This window comes from Bradyrhizobium sp. LA6.1, from assembly GCF_040547805.1.
In the GTDB taxonomy this organism is placed as follows: Bacteria; Pseudomonadota; Alphaproteobacteria; order Rhizobiales; family Xanthobacteraceae; genus Bradyrhizobium; species Bradyrhizobium barranii.
On sequence record NZ_JBEPQK010000001.1, the window covers coordinates 188,423 to 202,705 of the forward strand.

The 14,283-nt window shown below is 63.1% G+C and carries 12 protein-coding genes and 1 pseudogene; 10 read left to right on the forward strand and 3 right to left on the reverse strand.

Features of this window, described 5'->3' with window-relative positions; translation table 11 throughout:
* Window positions 1-15: 15 nt before the first annotated feature.
* Entirely contained in the window at window positions 16-2,010 is a 1,995-nt protein-coding gene (locus ABIB99_RS00890; RefSeq protein ID WP_354174400.1) for a LodA/GoxA family CTQ-dependent oxidase, read from the forward strand.
* 8 nt (window positions 2,011-2,018) lie between these two features.
* Complete coding sequence (locus ABIB99_RS00895; RefSeq protein WP_354174899.1) at window positions 2,019-3,020, forward strand: NAD(P)/FAD-dependent oxidoreductase; 1,002 nt, start codon at window positions 2,019-2,021, stop codon at window positions 3,018-3,020.
* Window positions 3,021-3,081: 61 nt separating this feature from the next.
* Here the strand turns inward: ABIB99_RS00895 and ABIB99_RS00900 are convergent, their stop codons facing one another.
* Entirely contained in the window at window positions 3,082-4,176 is a 1,095-nt protein-coding gene (locus tag ABIB99_RS00900; RefSeq protein ID WP_354174402.1) for an amidohydrolase family protein, read from the reverse strand.
* 322 nt (window positions 4,177-4,498) lie between these two features.
* Between ABIB99_RS00900 and ABIB99_RS00905 the strand changes: the two genes are divergently transcribed.
* The 3 genes from ABIB99_RS00905 (at window position 4,499) to ABIB99_RS00915 (ending at window position 7,531) form a co-directional block, all read left to right on the forward strand.
* A complete protein-coding gene (locus tag ABIB99_RS00905; protein ID WP_166350696.1) occupies window positions 4,499-4,852 on the forward strand; it encodes a UBP-type zinc finger domain-containing protein in 354 nt (117 codons plus the stop codon).
* 339 nt (window positions 4,853-5,191) lie between these two features.
* A complete protein-coding gene (locus tag ABIB99_RS00910; protein WP_354174405.1) occupies window positions 5,192-7,096 on the forward strand; it encodes an AMP-binding protein in 1,905 nt (634 codons plus the stop codon).
* A gap of 60 nt (window positions 7,097-7,156) precedes the next feature.
* On the forward strand, window positions 7,157-7,531 hold the full coding sequence (locus ABIB99_RS00915; RefSeq protein ID WP_354174407.1) for a hypothetical protein: 375 nt from the start codon (window positions 7,157-7,159) through the stop codon (window positions 7,529-7,531).
* Here the strand turns inward: ABIB99_RS00915 and ABIB99_RS00920 are convergent.
* Both ABIB99_RS00920 and ABIB99_RS00925 read right to left on the reverse strand, forming a co-directional pair.
* Window positions 7,500-7,883 carry a YidH family protein gene (locus ABIB99_RS00920; protein ID WP_028150113.1) on the reverse strand — a complete coding sequence of 128 codons (384 nt, stop codon included), beginning with the start codon at window positions 7,881-7,883 and terminating at the stop codon, window positions 7,500-7,502. The two genes, ABIB99_RS00915 and ABIB99_RS00920, sit on opposite strands and share 32 nt — an antisense overlap.
* A gap of 97 nt (window positions 7,884-7,980) precedes the next feature.
* Complete coding sequence (locus ABIB99_RS00925; RefSeq protein ID WP_247309079.1) at window positions 7,981-8,724, reverse strand: SDR family NAD(P)-dependent oxidoreductase; 744 nt, start codon at window positions 8,722-8,724, stop codon at window positions 7,981-7,983.
* A 145-nt stretch (window positions 8,725-8,869) separates the two neighbouring features.
* On the opposite strand from ABIB99_RS00925, the gene ABIB99_RS00930 reads away from it, so the two are divergent.
* The 5 genes and pseudogenes from ABIB99_RS00930 (at window position 8,870) to ABIB99_RS00950 (ending at window position 14,262) form a co-directional block, all read left to right on the forward strand.
* Window positions 8,870-9,640, forward strand: a complete 771-nt coding sequence (locus ABIB99_RS00930; RefSeq protein ID WP_354174409.1) for a methyltransferase domain-containing protein — start codon at window positions 8,870-8,872, stop codon at window positions 9,638-9,640.
* A gap of 212 nt (window positions 9,641-9,852) precedes the next feature.
* A complete protein-coding gene (locus ABIB99_RS00935; protein WP_354174411.1) occupies window positions 9,853-10,854 on the forward strand; it encodes a DctP family TRAP transporter solute-binding subunit in 1,002 nt (333 codons plus the stop codon).
* Between the two features lie 260 nt (window positions 10,855-11,114).
* A pseudogene (locus ABIB99_RS00940) lies at window positions 11,115-11,462 on the forward strand (TRAP transporter small permease); the annotation flags it as partial.
* A gap of 237 nt (window positions 11,463-11,699) precedes the next feature.
* The gene (locus ABIB99_RS00945) at window positions 11,700-12,983 is read left to right on the forward strand and encodes a TRAP transporter large permease (protein ID WP_063986578.1); all 1,284 of its coding nucleotides are present in this window, start codon (window positions 11,700-11,702) and stop codon (window positions 12,981-12,983) included.
* A gap of 121 nt (window positions 12,984-13,104) precedes the next feature.
* Window positions 13,105-14,262 (forward strand): diguanylate cyclase domain-containing protein, encoded by a 1,158-nt coding sequence (locus tag ABIB99_RS00950; protein WP_354174413.1) that lies wholly within the window; start codon window positions 13,105-13,107, stop codon window positions 14,260-14,262.
* The last annotated feature ends 21 nt before the right edge of the window (window positions 14,263-14,283 follow it).

Below are 14,283 nucleotides of genomic sequence, written 5' to 3' on the forward strand. Positions count from 1 at the left end.
TATCGAGGTCAGACGATGATCGATCCAAACGCAATTGCAGCGTTGAAAGTCTATCCGCCCATCGGCGTCGCCCGCGTTGGCAACGCGCAAGGCGCCGGCGACTACGTCATCGGCCCCGAGATGATCGGCGGTGCGTCGACCTTGCCCGGCACGACGCCGGAACAGCCGGCTCGCTTTGTCGAGGACTTTCGCACCGCGAACGGAGAGATCAAGCGGCAAGCCGCGCGCTTCCGCATCTACGCCCACATGAAGGACGGCAGCGTGCAGGAGGTGACCGCTGCATCCGCGAAGATCGAGTGGCGCGTCTGCATCGCAAACCTCAAGGCCGGCTGGTACGAGTTCAACCAGGCAATGGACCTCGGCCCGCTGAGCCAGAGCGCGTTGCAGCGAAATCGCGAGCTGGTTTTGCCGGACGCCAGGTGGAAGCTCGACATCACGCCAACCCCGCGAAGCATCGCGGGGCAGGGGGCTGGCCCGATCAGGTTGGACGATGGCGCGTTCTGGGGTTCGCCGGTCTATCTCGGCGAGCTTCGTACCGACGAGGAGGGGCGGCTGATCTTCCTCGGCGGCAATGGAGTTTCGCGGCCGTTCCGCAAAGGGACCCGGCCCCTGACTTTCGCCAACAATCCAGGTTGGCACGATGACGTCAGCGACGGGCCGGTGCGGGCGCAAGTGACATTTGCGGGGCATGCACCGATCGATGTGGAGCCCGGCTATGTCTGCGTTACGCCGCCGAATTACGCGCCGGGGCTGTTCGGTCTCGTAACGATGGACGACGTGGTGCGGGAGGTGTTCTACGACAAGGGCTGGATTCCGCGACCGGTCAAGACCTCGTTCGTCAACGACGTGCAACCGATCTTTCAGCGCCTGACCGGACTGCAATGGGTCAACCACGGGCTCTTCGTCGTTCATGGTTTTGGCTCGCCGCTCGACGCGCAGAATGCGCAAGTCCTCGCCAAGCTCAACGACGCGTCTGCTGCAAATGCGGCGTGGCGCACGGCCGTGCTGGCGTTGTTTCGCGATCCAGGCGCGGGCGGCGCACTGATCGAAGATAAGATAGCGCAGGTGTTCGGCGATGCGGTCGACCAATTCTTCGAAGGTCCGCCGAAGCCTTCGAATTCGCTGCTTGCCGTGACGAAGACCCAGTACGCGCACCTCAAGCGCTGGGCTGCTGGAACATTCGATGCCGACGGGCCGTCGCACCAACCGGCGCAGCCGCACGACTTCTCTGCCCAGCCTCCCGAGGTCCAGATCGCGCATCTCGAGCGCGCGCCTTTGCACGATTGTCTCGGCGGCCCGTTCCATCCCGCGATGGAGATGACATGGGTGATGCGGATTCCGCTGATGTGGGCATCGGCGTATCGGCTGAAGGTCCTGGCCGGTGAGCAACCAGCGCGGCAGGACTTCGGGGGTACTCTCACGCCGGCGGTCTGCACCGGCGCGAATGGTCCGCACGATGGTGTCGCAGCCGGCTGCCTCACCCGCTTCCTCGGCGTGCCCTGGCAGACCGATCATACCTCGTGTAATTCGGCCGCCGACTACTTCCCGTCGACGTTCCTGTCGATGCCGACGTTCTGGGGACCGCGTGCCCCGGATCAGGTTCTGGCAGACGGAAACTATCTGCGTGCGGCCGCCATCGCGCCTCTCGGCCAGGCGACGCAACAGCAGACCTTCAAGCACCTGATGAACCGGGTCGACTGGTTGCGCGACATCCGCGGCAACGATTACTCTGACCGCCTGTCGAACATGATTGCGGAATGGTCCGAGCTCGGCATGGTGTTGCCGGTGAAGAACGCGCCTGCATCTCTGCCGGTGCAGGATCTGCGCGTCGAGCAGGGACGCCGCGACAACAACGGGCCGATCGATGTCACGGCCGATCCGAAGTACCACGCGGTCGAAGACATGGAGAGCCTTTTCTTGCCGCAGACGACAGCGGGCCTGGCGCAGCGGCGCGGCGCACGCAAGACGGCTCCCCCGCCGAAGCGGACCTATCGCCCGGGCGAGATCTGACCTTGGACGTGCTGCGCACCGACTGTCTCGTGGTCGGCGCGGGGCCTGCCGGCCTGACCGCCGCACGCCTGCTGGCCCTTAAGGGTCGCACGGTTATTGTCGCAGATTCCGGCGTCACGCCGACGACGCGGCTTGAGCTCCTTGCTCCGGCCTCGCTCGTCACTGTTGCGGCGGTGGGACTCGAACATCTGCTCGACGATCCGGCGATCGCCCGAGCCTGTCTCGGGATTCGGCGAACACACCGTTCGGGCGCGTCGGACTACGAGGACTTTCTGCGTCATCCCTGCCGCGTCGGGTATGTGGTCGATCGCGCCCGTTTCGACGAGCGCCTTCGCGACGAGGCTGTCGCCGTCGGGGTTACATTTTATGGGCTGCGCGCAATCGGCGTCACGCCGGACCGCGGCGTTATCTGTCGCGCGAGTGATAGCGCTCGGACGAAGGTCGTCCTTGCGGAGGTCGTCGTCGATGCAACGGGTCGCGCCGCCGCGATTGCGCGGCGCCGGGGCGCGCGCGTGGCCGCCCGGGATCGCATGGTCGCCGAACTGGTCGAGGATGCGGCTGATGGCGCACCGGCCGGTTCCGCATCGTGGCTCGAATACAGCAGCGATGGACCGACCTGGTCTTATCGCATCCATGGACCGCAAGGGCGTGTGCAGACTTGGCGCATTCGCAGATATGGCACACCGGCTGGAGCGGCGCTGCTCAGCGTGGACGCGTCTGCTTGCCTCCTCTCGGAGGCCGCGGGCGAAGGTTGGATTGCAGTGGGCGATGCGGCGATGGCGTTCGATCCGATTGCCTCTCAGGGCCTGTTCAACGCATTGTCGTCCGCTTTGGTCGCGACGGGTGCGCTGTTGTCGGCCGATCGGCTGAGCCTGACCTCGGCGCGATTGTATTCCGACGCGGTCGCCACAACATTCCTTCACTGCGAAGCAGGCCGTATCAGCGTCTATGGCACCATGCCTCCGGCGCCGCAGTCATGGGCCGCGCCGGCAAAAACGATCGCGCAATGAAGCATGATTTCGCGGGCCGATCGGGCTCCGAAACCCGCTCCACGTTTTTCGGGATGATCCTCTAACCCTGCAGCCGGGGAACGAGACGTGCCGCGTTCTGATGGCCGATCGCATCGAGATCGTCTGTCGAGAGGCCAAGCTTCTGCAACTGCGCGAACTGGCCAAGGCCGAAATACGGATAGTCGCTGCCATAGGTGATCTGGGAGGCGGGTACGAGCTTGAGCAGCGCGGCCATGGACGGCGCGAATGTCGCATTCGCGGTGTCGTAGTGAAGCCGGCGTAGCTCGCCTTCGATTCCTTCCGGCGCAAACTCCTTCAGGTCGGGCCGCGCCTCATAGAACGAATTGATCCGCCCGGCCATCATCGGTATCGTGCCGCCGGCGTGCGAGAACAGCCATTTGATGTCGCGGTGGCGGGCGAATGCGCCGCTGAGCAGAAGGCTGGTCACGGTGCGTGTGGTGTCGTGCGGGACTTCGATCACGGCTGGAAACGTTCCGACGCTGAGCGCGCTACAGCAACTCGCGACCAGCGGATGCACATAAACGACCGCCTTGCGACGGTTCAGCTCCTCGAACACCGGCCTGTAGGCGGCATTGCCGAGCCATTTGTCGCCGTAGCTGCTTTGCAGCCCGATCCCGTCCGCCTTGAGCGTGTCGAACGCATATTCGATCTCCCTGAGCGTGGCATCGACGTCCTGCATCGACAAGGTCGCGAACAGGCCGAAACGGCCCGGATGGTCGCGCATCATGTCCGCCGCGTACTCGTTGCAGGTGCGCGCGAGCCGGCCGGCTTCCGCCGGCCCAAGGTCGAACCACACGCCAGGCGTGGAGGCGACCGACAGGATGCCTGTGCGGATGCCATTGCGGTCCATGTCCTCGACGAGCTTCTCGCGGGTCCAGGCCACCTGGCCGGGAAAGTGCGGCTGCTTGCGTGCGTCTTCGTAGCCAAGCCAAAGCTTTTGATACTCAGGCGGATAGAAATGAAGATGGGTATCGATCAGCACGGGCTTGGTCTGTCCGTGGACCGCAACGGCGGGGATGGCCGAGGCAAGGCCAAGCGCACCGACGCCAGCGAGAAAGCCGCGCCGCGACGAGGACGGGCCGTAGCAGGTGGGGCAGGCGTGATGCCCTCGAGATTTTTGATCCCATTTGTTCATGTTGCACGTCTCCCGTGACGAACTGGCAAAGCCAAGGCCTGTGGTGCTTCTATCGGCAGAACGTTTCGTCCCTCCGCTGTCTGTGGTGCGGCCGCAGCGGGGCAATGATTGTTGGGGATTGGAATACGCCGATTTTTCGTCGCCGAACGATGCCTCGCGTCACGCCTGTGCATCGCCGCCGCAACTTTGTGTGAACGCCTCTCCAATTCTCCCGCGAGATGCTCCCTGATGTCGCGAGGTTGACCCGTCGGGCGAAACACTGGCAAAATGCGATGGCGGCGAAGATTTGCGATGACCGCAATCACTTTCAGTGAGTGGATCGATGAAGTCTGACAGGGATGGCATCAACCTCGCGGCCAAGCCAAGCGGAACGGGTTGCGTGGAATGCTCGGCTGCTGGCGGATGGTGGTTTCATCTTCGCAGATGTGTCGAATGCGGTCACATCGGCTGCTGTGATACGTCACCCAATCAGCATGCAACGAAGCATAACGCGGCGACGGGTCACCCGATCATCACGAGCTTCGAGCCGGGCGAACGGTGGTTTTACGACTATCGCACGGGACAGCCCTTCGCGGGCCCGAAGCTGCAAGGCCCGCACGCGCATCCGTTGGACCAGCCGGTGCCCGGGCCGGACGGCGCGGTGCCTCCGGACTGGCAATCGCTGCTGCATGAATAGGTCGCAGCCTCTGGCAACTGGTCCATAGCCGACGAGCGCGTTTAGCAGCGGGGTTGCTTCCGGGCATCGCGCGTGAACTCACGGGCGGACGTCTTGCGCGAACTCTCGACACCCGTGAATCCCCCATTGGAACCCTCACTGGTGTCCGTGGCGCCGGATCAGCGACATTGCAAATGCAACGCGATCCTCGCGAAGATGAAATTCTCACGCAACGTAGCATCGAGATATTGCCCTCCCGACGTTCTGCAGGAGCCTCATTGCGCGTGAGGACTACAGATCGTTTGCGTCGATCGCCGTCGCCTCAGCCGGGCCTTCGCGGATATCAAAAGGAGAACGCCTGTGCAGCCTGCTCTCGACCATCCTGCTTCCACGCCATATTGTTCTATGCCTTCACCACCGACCGACATCGAGGTCACGAGAAGGGATGACGGCACCCTGATATTGCGATCGCGGATTGTGCTCGCTGGAGTGAGCGGGACGATTTGCGCATACCTTCCCCACTGGGCTCAGGAAACGCCGGACCGCGTCTTTCTCGCGCAACGAACCCGCGACAATGCATGGCAGTCGATCAGCTATGGCGAATTCTGGTCTCGAGTGCGCTCGGTCGGGCAGGCGCTGATTGATCGGGGTGGCGCAGCGGGCGATACGCTGGCCATCCTGTCCGGCAATTCGATCGAGAATGCGGTGATCCAGTTCGCCGCGATGTCGATCGGTCTGCAGGTTGCGCCGATCTCGCCAAGCTACAGTCTTCTGCCAGGTGGCCTCAGCCGCATCGAAGACATCGCGAAGGTCCTCACGCCGAAGTTTGTGTTTGCCCAGAAGGCGGATCCCTTCGTGCAAGCCCGTGCCATCCCCGGCTTTGCGCAGGCCGAATGGATAACGGCGGAAGAGGCGGCGGATACCACGCCGCTGTCGGAGCTATCCGCCGCGACACCGGGTCACGCGTTTGAGGCGGCGTTCGCAGCACTCGGACCGGAGACCGTCGGCAGAATCCTGTTCACGTCGGGATCGACCGGCTCTCCCAAGGGAGTGATCAATACCCATCGCATGATGTCGAGCGTGCTGCAGATGGCCGCTCAGGTCACGCCGGTCTCGCAGCCCCTGGTTCAGATCGAATGGCTGCCCTGGCATCATACCATGGGCTGCAACGTCATACTGAATGGGATTCTGAAGAACGGCGGCTCTCTCTATCTCGACGATGGCCGACCGACGCCCGAAGCGTTTCATCGAACAATCGCCAATCTGCACGACGTTTCTCCGACGGCCTCATTCAATGTCCCAACCGGTTACGCTTTGTTATGCGCCGCGCTCGGCGAGGATCCAGACCTGAGGCGGAAGTTCTTCCATCGCATCGACAGAATGATTTTCGGGGGCGCGGCGATCCCGGCGTCCGTAATGGCAACGCTTCAGGAATATGCAATCGAAGTCCGCGGCGAGCGAGTTCCAATTTTGGCCGGATACGGTGCCACGGAAGCCGGGCCGACCATCTGCGTGTCTTATCGACCGTGCGAAGCGCCGGGAGAGATCGGCTTGCCGGCACCCGGCATCGAACTCAAGCTGGTTCCGGCGATGGACGGTTACGAGGCGCGGGTCCGTGGCCCGAACGTCATGCCCGGTTATCTCGGATTATCCGAATTGTCCGCGGCAGCATTCGACGAAGAGGGCTTCTATCGAGTAGGCGACGCGGTCTCGTTCATCGATCCCGCGGATCTCTGCCGCGGCCTGAGGTTTTCCGGGCGTCTCTCGGAGAATTTCAAAATGATGACAGGCACGTGGGTGCTGGTCGGCGAGCTGCGTGCCGCCATCCTGAACCGGATGGGCGGCGTGCTGCAGGATCTGGTCATCGGAGGCGAGGGCCGCGATTCTCTCGTCGCGCTGGTATGGCTCAATCCGGACCGTGCGAGGCGACATGCTAACGGCGCAGCAGGCGCGGATTCCGGTGACACCCTTTCATTGGATTCCGGCGTTCGCGCATACGTCCATCGGGTCTTGACCGAGCATAACCTGGCGGCAGCGACCAACGCGCGGATATCGGCCGTTGCCATCCAGATCCAGCCGCTGTCGCTCGCGGCAGGCGAGACAACGGACAAGGGCTACATCAATCAGCGCGGGGTCCTGAAGAACCGTTCCGCCATTTTCGACAGTCTCTATAGCGGAGCAGCCTCGCCGCACATCATCCGGCTTGCCTCTCATCCACGCGCGTTGTCGACGGCAGGAAATGCAGTCACGTCGACTGATGCATGATCAGAGAGCCCGGCCGCCGACCTTCCGGGCGTGTTTCTTAAAGGGACCGCCTCTGCGTCATTGACGGCGGCGACGCCAGTAGATGTGGACGAGTGTGCGGCGAACGCCGCAACCCCAACGCGCCGCCGCGGCGATGCCGCAGCCGGCCCTGCCTTTCATTCAACCCGCGAAGCCCAAATTCTCACCATTGGCCTCGGCTTGCTCATTTCGGCGGCTTGGAATATGTATAGACATGCGGTCCATCATCGCGGCCGCAACATCACGTCAGTCAACACCGAGGTCGGCCCCGATGTGATCCTGATGGACGAGCCGTTCGGCGCTCTCGAAGCCCAGACCCGTATGGTGATGCAAAGCGATCTCCAGACGTTGTCGATGGAAGCCGGCGCCACCGCTAGGTCCAAAGTCAGAGCGCAAAATAGACGGTCATCGCTGTAACGATCAGGCCCAGCACAACGGCGAGCACCAGTTCTGTCTTGATGCCGCCGGCGGAATGAGATTGTGCATCGTCAATCATTCGGCCAGTCCTGATGAAGCGAAAGAGCGAAATCACGATGATTGCGATCCCGATCGCGATCAGCGCGAGGCCGTCATAGTGACTGAACGCTCCCGTGAAGCGATCGAATTGCAGTCGGGACCCGATCTCCGTCCTGTTGGCTTCAGCGATAGTTCGGACGAAGAGGTTGAATTTCTCGACGACAAAGCCAAACGCGATGATTGCGATGCCCGTCCTGACCCAGGCGAGAAAAGTCCGCTCGTTTGCCGCGTGGTCTGAGTATCTCTCAATCATCAAGACCTCTCTGGTTGCTGTCGATGGGGTTCGTTGCGCGCTATTCCCGCAGGAGCGGAGCGGCGGGGCGCACTGTATGCGAAGCCAGGGCAATCCCTCAGAACTGATACCTCCGCAACCCTCCATCCACCGGGATCACCGTGCCCGTGATGTACCTTGCCACCGGTGAGGCCAGAAACACCGCGAGCGCCGCGAGGTCCTCCGGCTCGCCCCAATACCCGACCGGGATCTCTTCCTCGGCAAAGCGCTCGCGATAATCCGGCGGGTAGTTGCGGCGGATCTGCTCGCTCATGATGCGGCCGGGCGGGATGCAGTTGATGGTGATGCCGTGCTCGCCGATCTCGCGTGACAGGCCCTTGGCCCAGGCGTGCACGGCGGCCTTTGCGGCGAAGGCAGCGTTGAGTCCCTCCGGCTCGGACTTGCCGGTGATGTTGACGATGCGGCCCCATTTGCGTTCGATCATCTGCGGCAGCAGCGCATGCGCGATGCGGCGATAGCTGGTGAAATTCAGCGCGATCGCCTCGTCCCATTTGCTGTCGGGCGCATCGACCGGCAGCGGGCGGCTGCCGCCGGCATTGTTGATGAGAATGTCGACATGGCCGAGCTCTTTGAGCGCAAAGGCCGCGATGTTCTCCGCGGCGTCCTTGGCCATCACGTCCTGCTCGAACGGCGTGATCAGGCCGGAGCCAACTTCCTTCACCAGCTCGGCAAGCAGATCAGTGCGCCGCGCCACGCCGACGACGCGGACGCCTTCGGCAGCCAGGCCCTTGGCGATGGCGCGGCCGATGCCGATGCTCGCCCCTGTCACGACTGCGGTTTTCGATTTGAGCCCGAGGTCCATGGTCACACGCTCTCTTGTTTGTTTTTTGCTTCTTGTCGTTCGTTTCCTGCCCGTCCCGCCGGCTTCGCGAATTGCCTGAGCGGGACGAGCAGTGGTAACCAAGAGCCTCGACGAAGGAAACACGAAAAAGAAAAGGCGTTGAGCAATGGTCTGGGATCCGCAGCAATACCTGAAATTCTCCGGCCATCGGCTTCGGCCCGCCGTCGACCTGTTGATGCGGATTCCGGATTTCGCCCCGCGCGCGATCGCCGATCTCGGGGCAGGGGCCGGCAACGTGACAAAACTGATCAAGGAACGCTGGCCGAACGCGACCGTGACCGGTGTCGAGGGCTCGGCCGAGATGGTGGCCGCCGGCCGCAAGGCGGCGCCGGATGTGGAATGGTCGCACGAGGACCTCGGCCATTGGCGCCCCGCCAGGCAATACGATTTGATCTATTCCAATGCCGCACTGCACTGGCTGCCCGATCATGCGGCACTGTTTCCGTCAGTCATGGCGAAGGTGACGCCCGGCGGCATGCTTGCGGTGCAGATGCCGCGCAACTTCCTCGCGCCATCGCATGTGCTGATCGGCGAGACGGCGCTGAACGGTCCGTGGCGGTCAAAGGTCGAGCATCTCGTCACCCCGCCGCCGGTCGAAGGGCCGGCCTTCTATCATGATTTGCTCGCGCCGCTTTCCCAGAACGTTGACATCTGGGAGACCGAATATCTGCAGGTGCTCGAAGGCGACAATCCCGTGAAGGAATGGACCAAGGGGACCTGGCTGACGCGCTATCTCGACATCCTGCAGGGCGATGAGAAGGCAGCGTTCGAGGCCGCCTATGGCGAGCGGGTGGCGAAGGCCTATCCGAAGAATGCAGCGGGGCAGACGCTGTTTCCGTTCCGGCGTCTGTTCATGGTCGCCCAGCGCAAGGACTGATCGCACTGCCGCAATGCGACATAAACCGTTCGCAACCCGGGACTGGGAGCGGGTCCCGGGTTGCGCGGACAACAGCCGTCAAGCTAGCTTGCCTGTGGCAAATTGGGCTTAGGTCTAGTTGTTCGGGTGGTGGATTGCTGCCACTACTGGGCTGCAAACCGGGCTGCAAAACAAAAAGAACCCGGTTTTAGAGGTTGTTGGGAGGTTACTTCATGCGCAAGCTGCTTCTTGCGGTCGCCGCCGCAGCTATTCTCGTGGCCCCAGCGGTGGCACAGGCCCAGAGCCCTGTTGTCATCAAGTTCAGCCACGTGGTCGCCAACGACACCCCGAAGGGCAAGGGCGCGCTGAAGTTCAAGGAACTCGCCGAGAAGTACACCGACGGCAAGGTCAAGATCGAAGTCTATCCGAACTCCTCGCTCTACAAGGACAAGGAGGAGATCGAGGCGCTCCAGCTCGGTTCGGTGCAGATGCTGGCACCCTCGACCGCGAAATTCGCGCCGCTCGGCATCAAGGAATTCGAGGCGCTCGACCTGCCCTGGCTGTTCAAGGACGACGAGACCTATTCCAACGCGATGAAGGGCACGATCGGCAAGTGGCTGTTCCAGAAGCTCGAGGCCAAGGGCATCACCGGGCTCGCGTATTGGGACAACGGCTTCCACATGGTGTCGTCGAATCGCGCGTTGATGAAGCCTGAGGATTTCAAGGGCCTGAAATTCCGCATCTCCGGATCGAAGATCGCGGACCAGTATTTCCGCCTGATGGGCTCGATCCCGCAGATCATGGCGTTCTCCGAAGTCTACCAGGCGCTGCAAACCGGCGTGGTCGACGGCTGCGAGAACACCGCGTCGAACTACCTGACCCAGAAGTTCTACGAGGTGCAGAAGGACATCACAGTGTCCTATCACGCGCATCTGCAATATGCGGTCATCGTCAACTCGAAATTCTGGTCCGGCCTGCCGCCCGACATCCGCACCCAGCTCGAGAAGGCGATGGTGGATGCAACCGAGTACACCAACCAGATCGCGCACCAGGAGAACGAGGACGCGCTGGCCGAGATCAAGAAGGCGGGCAAGACCAAGCTGCATTATCTGACTGACGCCGACCGCAAGGCGTGGCAGGAATCGATGCGGCCGACTTATACATGGGCAAAGGGTCGGGTCGGGCAGGAGGTGCTCGATCTCGTCGCCAAGGAACTCGACGTCAAGATGAACTGACGCGTTTTCCGCAAGGACAATACGAACGGTCGGGAGTGTGCGCACTTCCGGCCGTTTCGCATCGATAGGGGGACTTTGATTTGCTTCGCGTGCTCAATCAGGCGCTCAACCATCTCGAAGAATGGCTGATCGCGACGCTCATCGCGGCTGCAACCGGGTTGATCTTCATCGCCGTGGTGCACCGTTACGGCGCAGGCGAATCGATCGTCCTCTCCAGATGGGCGGCTGCGCACGGGATGAACTGGCTCGCGACGCTGTCGATGGCGGTGTTCACCTTCCTGTCCGAGCTCGACCTGTCTTGGGCGCAGGAACTCTGCATCTACATGTTCATCTGGATGGCGAAGTTCGGCGCGGCCTATGGCGTGCGCACCGGCATCCATGTCGGCGTCGACCTGCTCGTCAACCGCCTGCCCGAACATTCGCGCAAGCACGTGATCCTGTTCTCGCTGCTGTGCGGCGCGCTGTTCACGGGCATGATCGCGGCCTTCGGCGCCTCCTTCGTCGCCGAGATGTTCAAGACCGGCCAGCAGTCCAATGACCTGGAAGCGCCGATGTGGTTCGTCTATCTGGCGATCCCGCTCGGCTCGGGCCTGATGTGCTTCCGCTTCCTCCAGGTCTCGTGGTCCTACTACTGGACCGGCCATCTGCCGCATCACGACGAGAGCCATGTCGAGGGCGTGGAGGCCGACGTCTCGCCGGCGCTGCATCCGCAGCCCGCCGGCGCGGCGACCAGGGCCGCCGCGCGAAAAGTGTCGCCGCTCGGCGTCATCCTGATCATGGCGCCGATCCTGATCTTCGCGATGTGTCTCGCCGAGAAGTTTGGCGTGGTGGTGCTGCCGCACTGGATGCGTGCCGCGACCGTGTTCGCGCTGCTGATCGCGCTGATGCTGACCGGCATCCCGGTCTCGATCGCGCTTGGCCTCACCGTGATGACGTTCCTGTTCACGCTGACCACGGTGCCGATCGAAGCGGTCTCGATGAAGCTCTTCACCGGCATCGAGGGGTTCGAGATCATGGCGATCCCGTTCTTCATCCTCGCCGGCAATTTCCTCACCCATGGCGGCGTCGCGCGCCGCATGATCAATTTCGCGACCTCGCTGATCGGCCACTGGCACGGCGGTCTCGGCCTTGCCGGCATCGTCGCCTGCGCGATGTTCGCGCTGGTCTGCGGCTCGAGCGTCGCGACCGTTGCCGCGATCGGCGCGATCGTGCTGCCGGAGATGGTCCGCCACGGCTATCCCATGCATTTCGGCGCCGGCATCATCACCGTTGCCGGCTCGCTCGGCATCCTGATGCTGCCGTCGATACCGAAGATCGTCTATGCGGTCTCCACCAATACCTCGATCGGCGCGCTGTTCGTCGCGGGCCTGCTGCCGGGCATCATGCTGACGACGATGCTCTGCATCGTCACCTGGTGGCTCGCACGCAAGCGCGACTATCCACGCCTGCCGAAGGCGAGCTGGGGCGAGACCGTCCGCACCTTCCGCGAGAGCATCTGGGGATTGATGCTGGTCGTCATCATCATCGGCGGCATCTACAGCGGCCTGTTCACCGCCACCGAGGCGGCCGCGATGGCTGCGGTCTACTCCTTTATCATCGCGGTGTTTGTCTACAAGGCGATCAAGATCGTGGACGTGCCGCGGGTGCTGCTGCGCGCCGCCAACACCAGCGCGATGCTGCTCTACATCGTCACCAACGCGGTGCTGTTCTCCTTCGTGCTCTCCAACGAGAACCTGCCGGCGACCTTGGCCGACTGGATCGCGGCGCAGAACCTCGGCTGGGTCGGCTTCCTGCTGGTCGTCAACATCCTCCTGCTGCTCGCCGGCAATTTCATGGAGCCGAACTCGATCATCCTGATCATGGCGCCGATCCTGGCGCCGGCGGCCAAGAAGCTCGGCATCGACCTCGTGCATTTCGGCATCGTGATGGACGTCAACATGGAGGTCGGCCTCTGCCATCCGCCTGTCGGGTTAAATCTCTATGTCGCCTCGATGATAGCGCGCATGCGAATAACCGAGCTCGCGGTCGCCGTGTTGCCGTGGCTCATCACCATGCTCGGCTTCCTCGTCATCGTGACGTATTGGCCCGATTTGACGCTGTGGCTGCCGCGGGTGCTGGGGATGCATTAGCGCCGCGGGCGGGCGGGACATGGCTAACGCGCGGTAAACACGCGCGCTCAAATGCCATCGCTGTGCTGGGAACCCATTTTTACGGGTCTGCGGTAGAAGCATGCCAGCGGATGGGGCTGGCATGTTCTTCAACAGAATGGAATCCGGACGGGCGTCGATTTCCGACCCCGTCTATATGGAAGTCATCACGGGTCTTCACGGCACGACGATGCCCACCGTTCTCGCGGCCGCCTGCCAGGCGATGGTCGGTGCGATTACGACCTACGAGACCGGCGACACGGTGACGGCCGGCCTGTCGGTCGCCGGTGTCGTGGTGGCCATTGTCCGCCTGTTCGAAATCTTCGCCTTCCGTCGCCGCCTCGGGTATCCGCCGCAGCTCGGTCGAGCCGAAGCCGTGCTCTGGGAGCGGCGCTATGTTGCAGGCACCGTCGTCACTGCCCTGGTGCTTGGCGTGTTTGCCGCGCGCAGCATCGTGCTGGGTGACGCGCTCTGTTCCGTGATGGCGATCGGCATTGGCTTCGGCTTTGGCGCCGGCGTGGTGGCGCGGCTGGCGCTGCGTCCCGTCGCGGCGCTGCTCGATCTCGTCGCGATCGCCGCGCCTGCCGCGATCGTGACCTTCATGCAACCTGATCTGCGTCACGTCGGGCTCGGGCTCCTCATCCTGATGTATGTGGTCGCGAGCTTCGAGATGGTGCGGCTGAGCTTCAACGCCTCGATCAACCAGATCACGCTCAAGCGGCAGTTCGAGCAGCTGTCGCGCCTGGACCCGATGACCGGCGTGTCCAATCGTTCGGTGCTGGCCACGGACCTGCCGCAGATGCTGGCGGCCGGGATGATTGCCGTTCATACGCTCGACCTCGACCGCTTCAAGGAGGCGAACGACCGGTTCGGCCATCCCGTCGGTGACGCACTGCTGAAGCAGGTCGCCGGGCGGCTCAAGGCGCTCGCCGCGCAGGATGACCTCGTGGTCCGGATGGGCGGCGACGAGTTCGTCCTGGTGCAGCGTGCGGCGGCTGATGCGGAAGCGATGGCGCAGCGCATCGTGCAGTCGATCAGCGCGCCCTATGATATCGACGGACAAATGATCGAGCTCGGCGTCAGCGTCGGCGTCGCCGTCGCGCCGGACGACGGGCGCACCGCGGAAGCGCTGCTGTCGCGCTCCGACAAGGCGCTCTATCGGGCCAAGCAGGAACGCGGCGGTTATGTGCTGGCGCGGGATTTGCGGATGGCGGATGCGAGCGCATCGGGCCAGATCTTGGCGGAAGAGCTCGCTGCGTAAGCCACGCGAACGGTGCACCCT

Excerpts from the sequence above, each read along its gene's own strand:
- ABIB99_RS00890 (WP_354174400.1), top strand. The coding sequence starts at position 16 with ATGATCGATCCAAACGCAATTGCAGCGTTGAAAGTCTATCCGCCCATC.
- ABIB99_RS00900 (WP_354174402.1), bottom strand. The coding sequence starts at position 4,176 with ATGAACAAATGGGATCAAAAATCTCGAGGGCATCACGCCTGCCCCACC.
- ABIB99_RS00905 (WP_166350696.1), top strand. The coding sequence starts at position 4,499 with ATGAAGTCTGACAGGGATGGCATCAACCTCGCGGCCAAGCCAAGCGGA.
- ABIB99_RS00920 (WP_028150113.1), bottom strand. The coding sequence starts at position 7,883 with ATGATTGAGAGATACTCAGACCACGCGGCAAACGAGCGGACTTTTCTC.
- ABIB99_RS00925 (WP_247309079.1), bottom strand. The coding sequence starts at position 8,724 with ATGGACCTCGGGCTCAAATCGAAAACCGCAGTCGTGACAGGGGCGAGC.
- ABIB99_RS00930 (WP_354174409.1), top strand. The coding sequence starts at position 8,870 with ATGGTCTGGGATCCGCAGCAATACCTGAAATTCTCCGGCCATCGGCTT.
- ABIB99_RS00935 (WP_354174411.1), top strand. The coding sequence starts at position 9,853 with ATGCGCAAGCTGCTTCTTGCGGTCGCCGCCGCAGCTATTCTCGTGGCC.
- ABIB99_RS00945 (WP_063986578.1), top strand. The coding sequence starts at position 11,700 with ATGCGTGCCGCGACCGTGTTCGCGCTGCTGATCGCGCTGATGCTGACC.
- ABIB99_RS00950 (WP_354174413.1), top strand. The coding sequence starts at position 13,105 with ATGTTCTTCAACAGAATGGAATCCGGACGGGCGTCGATTTCCGACCCC.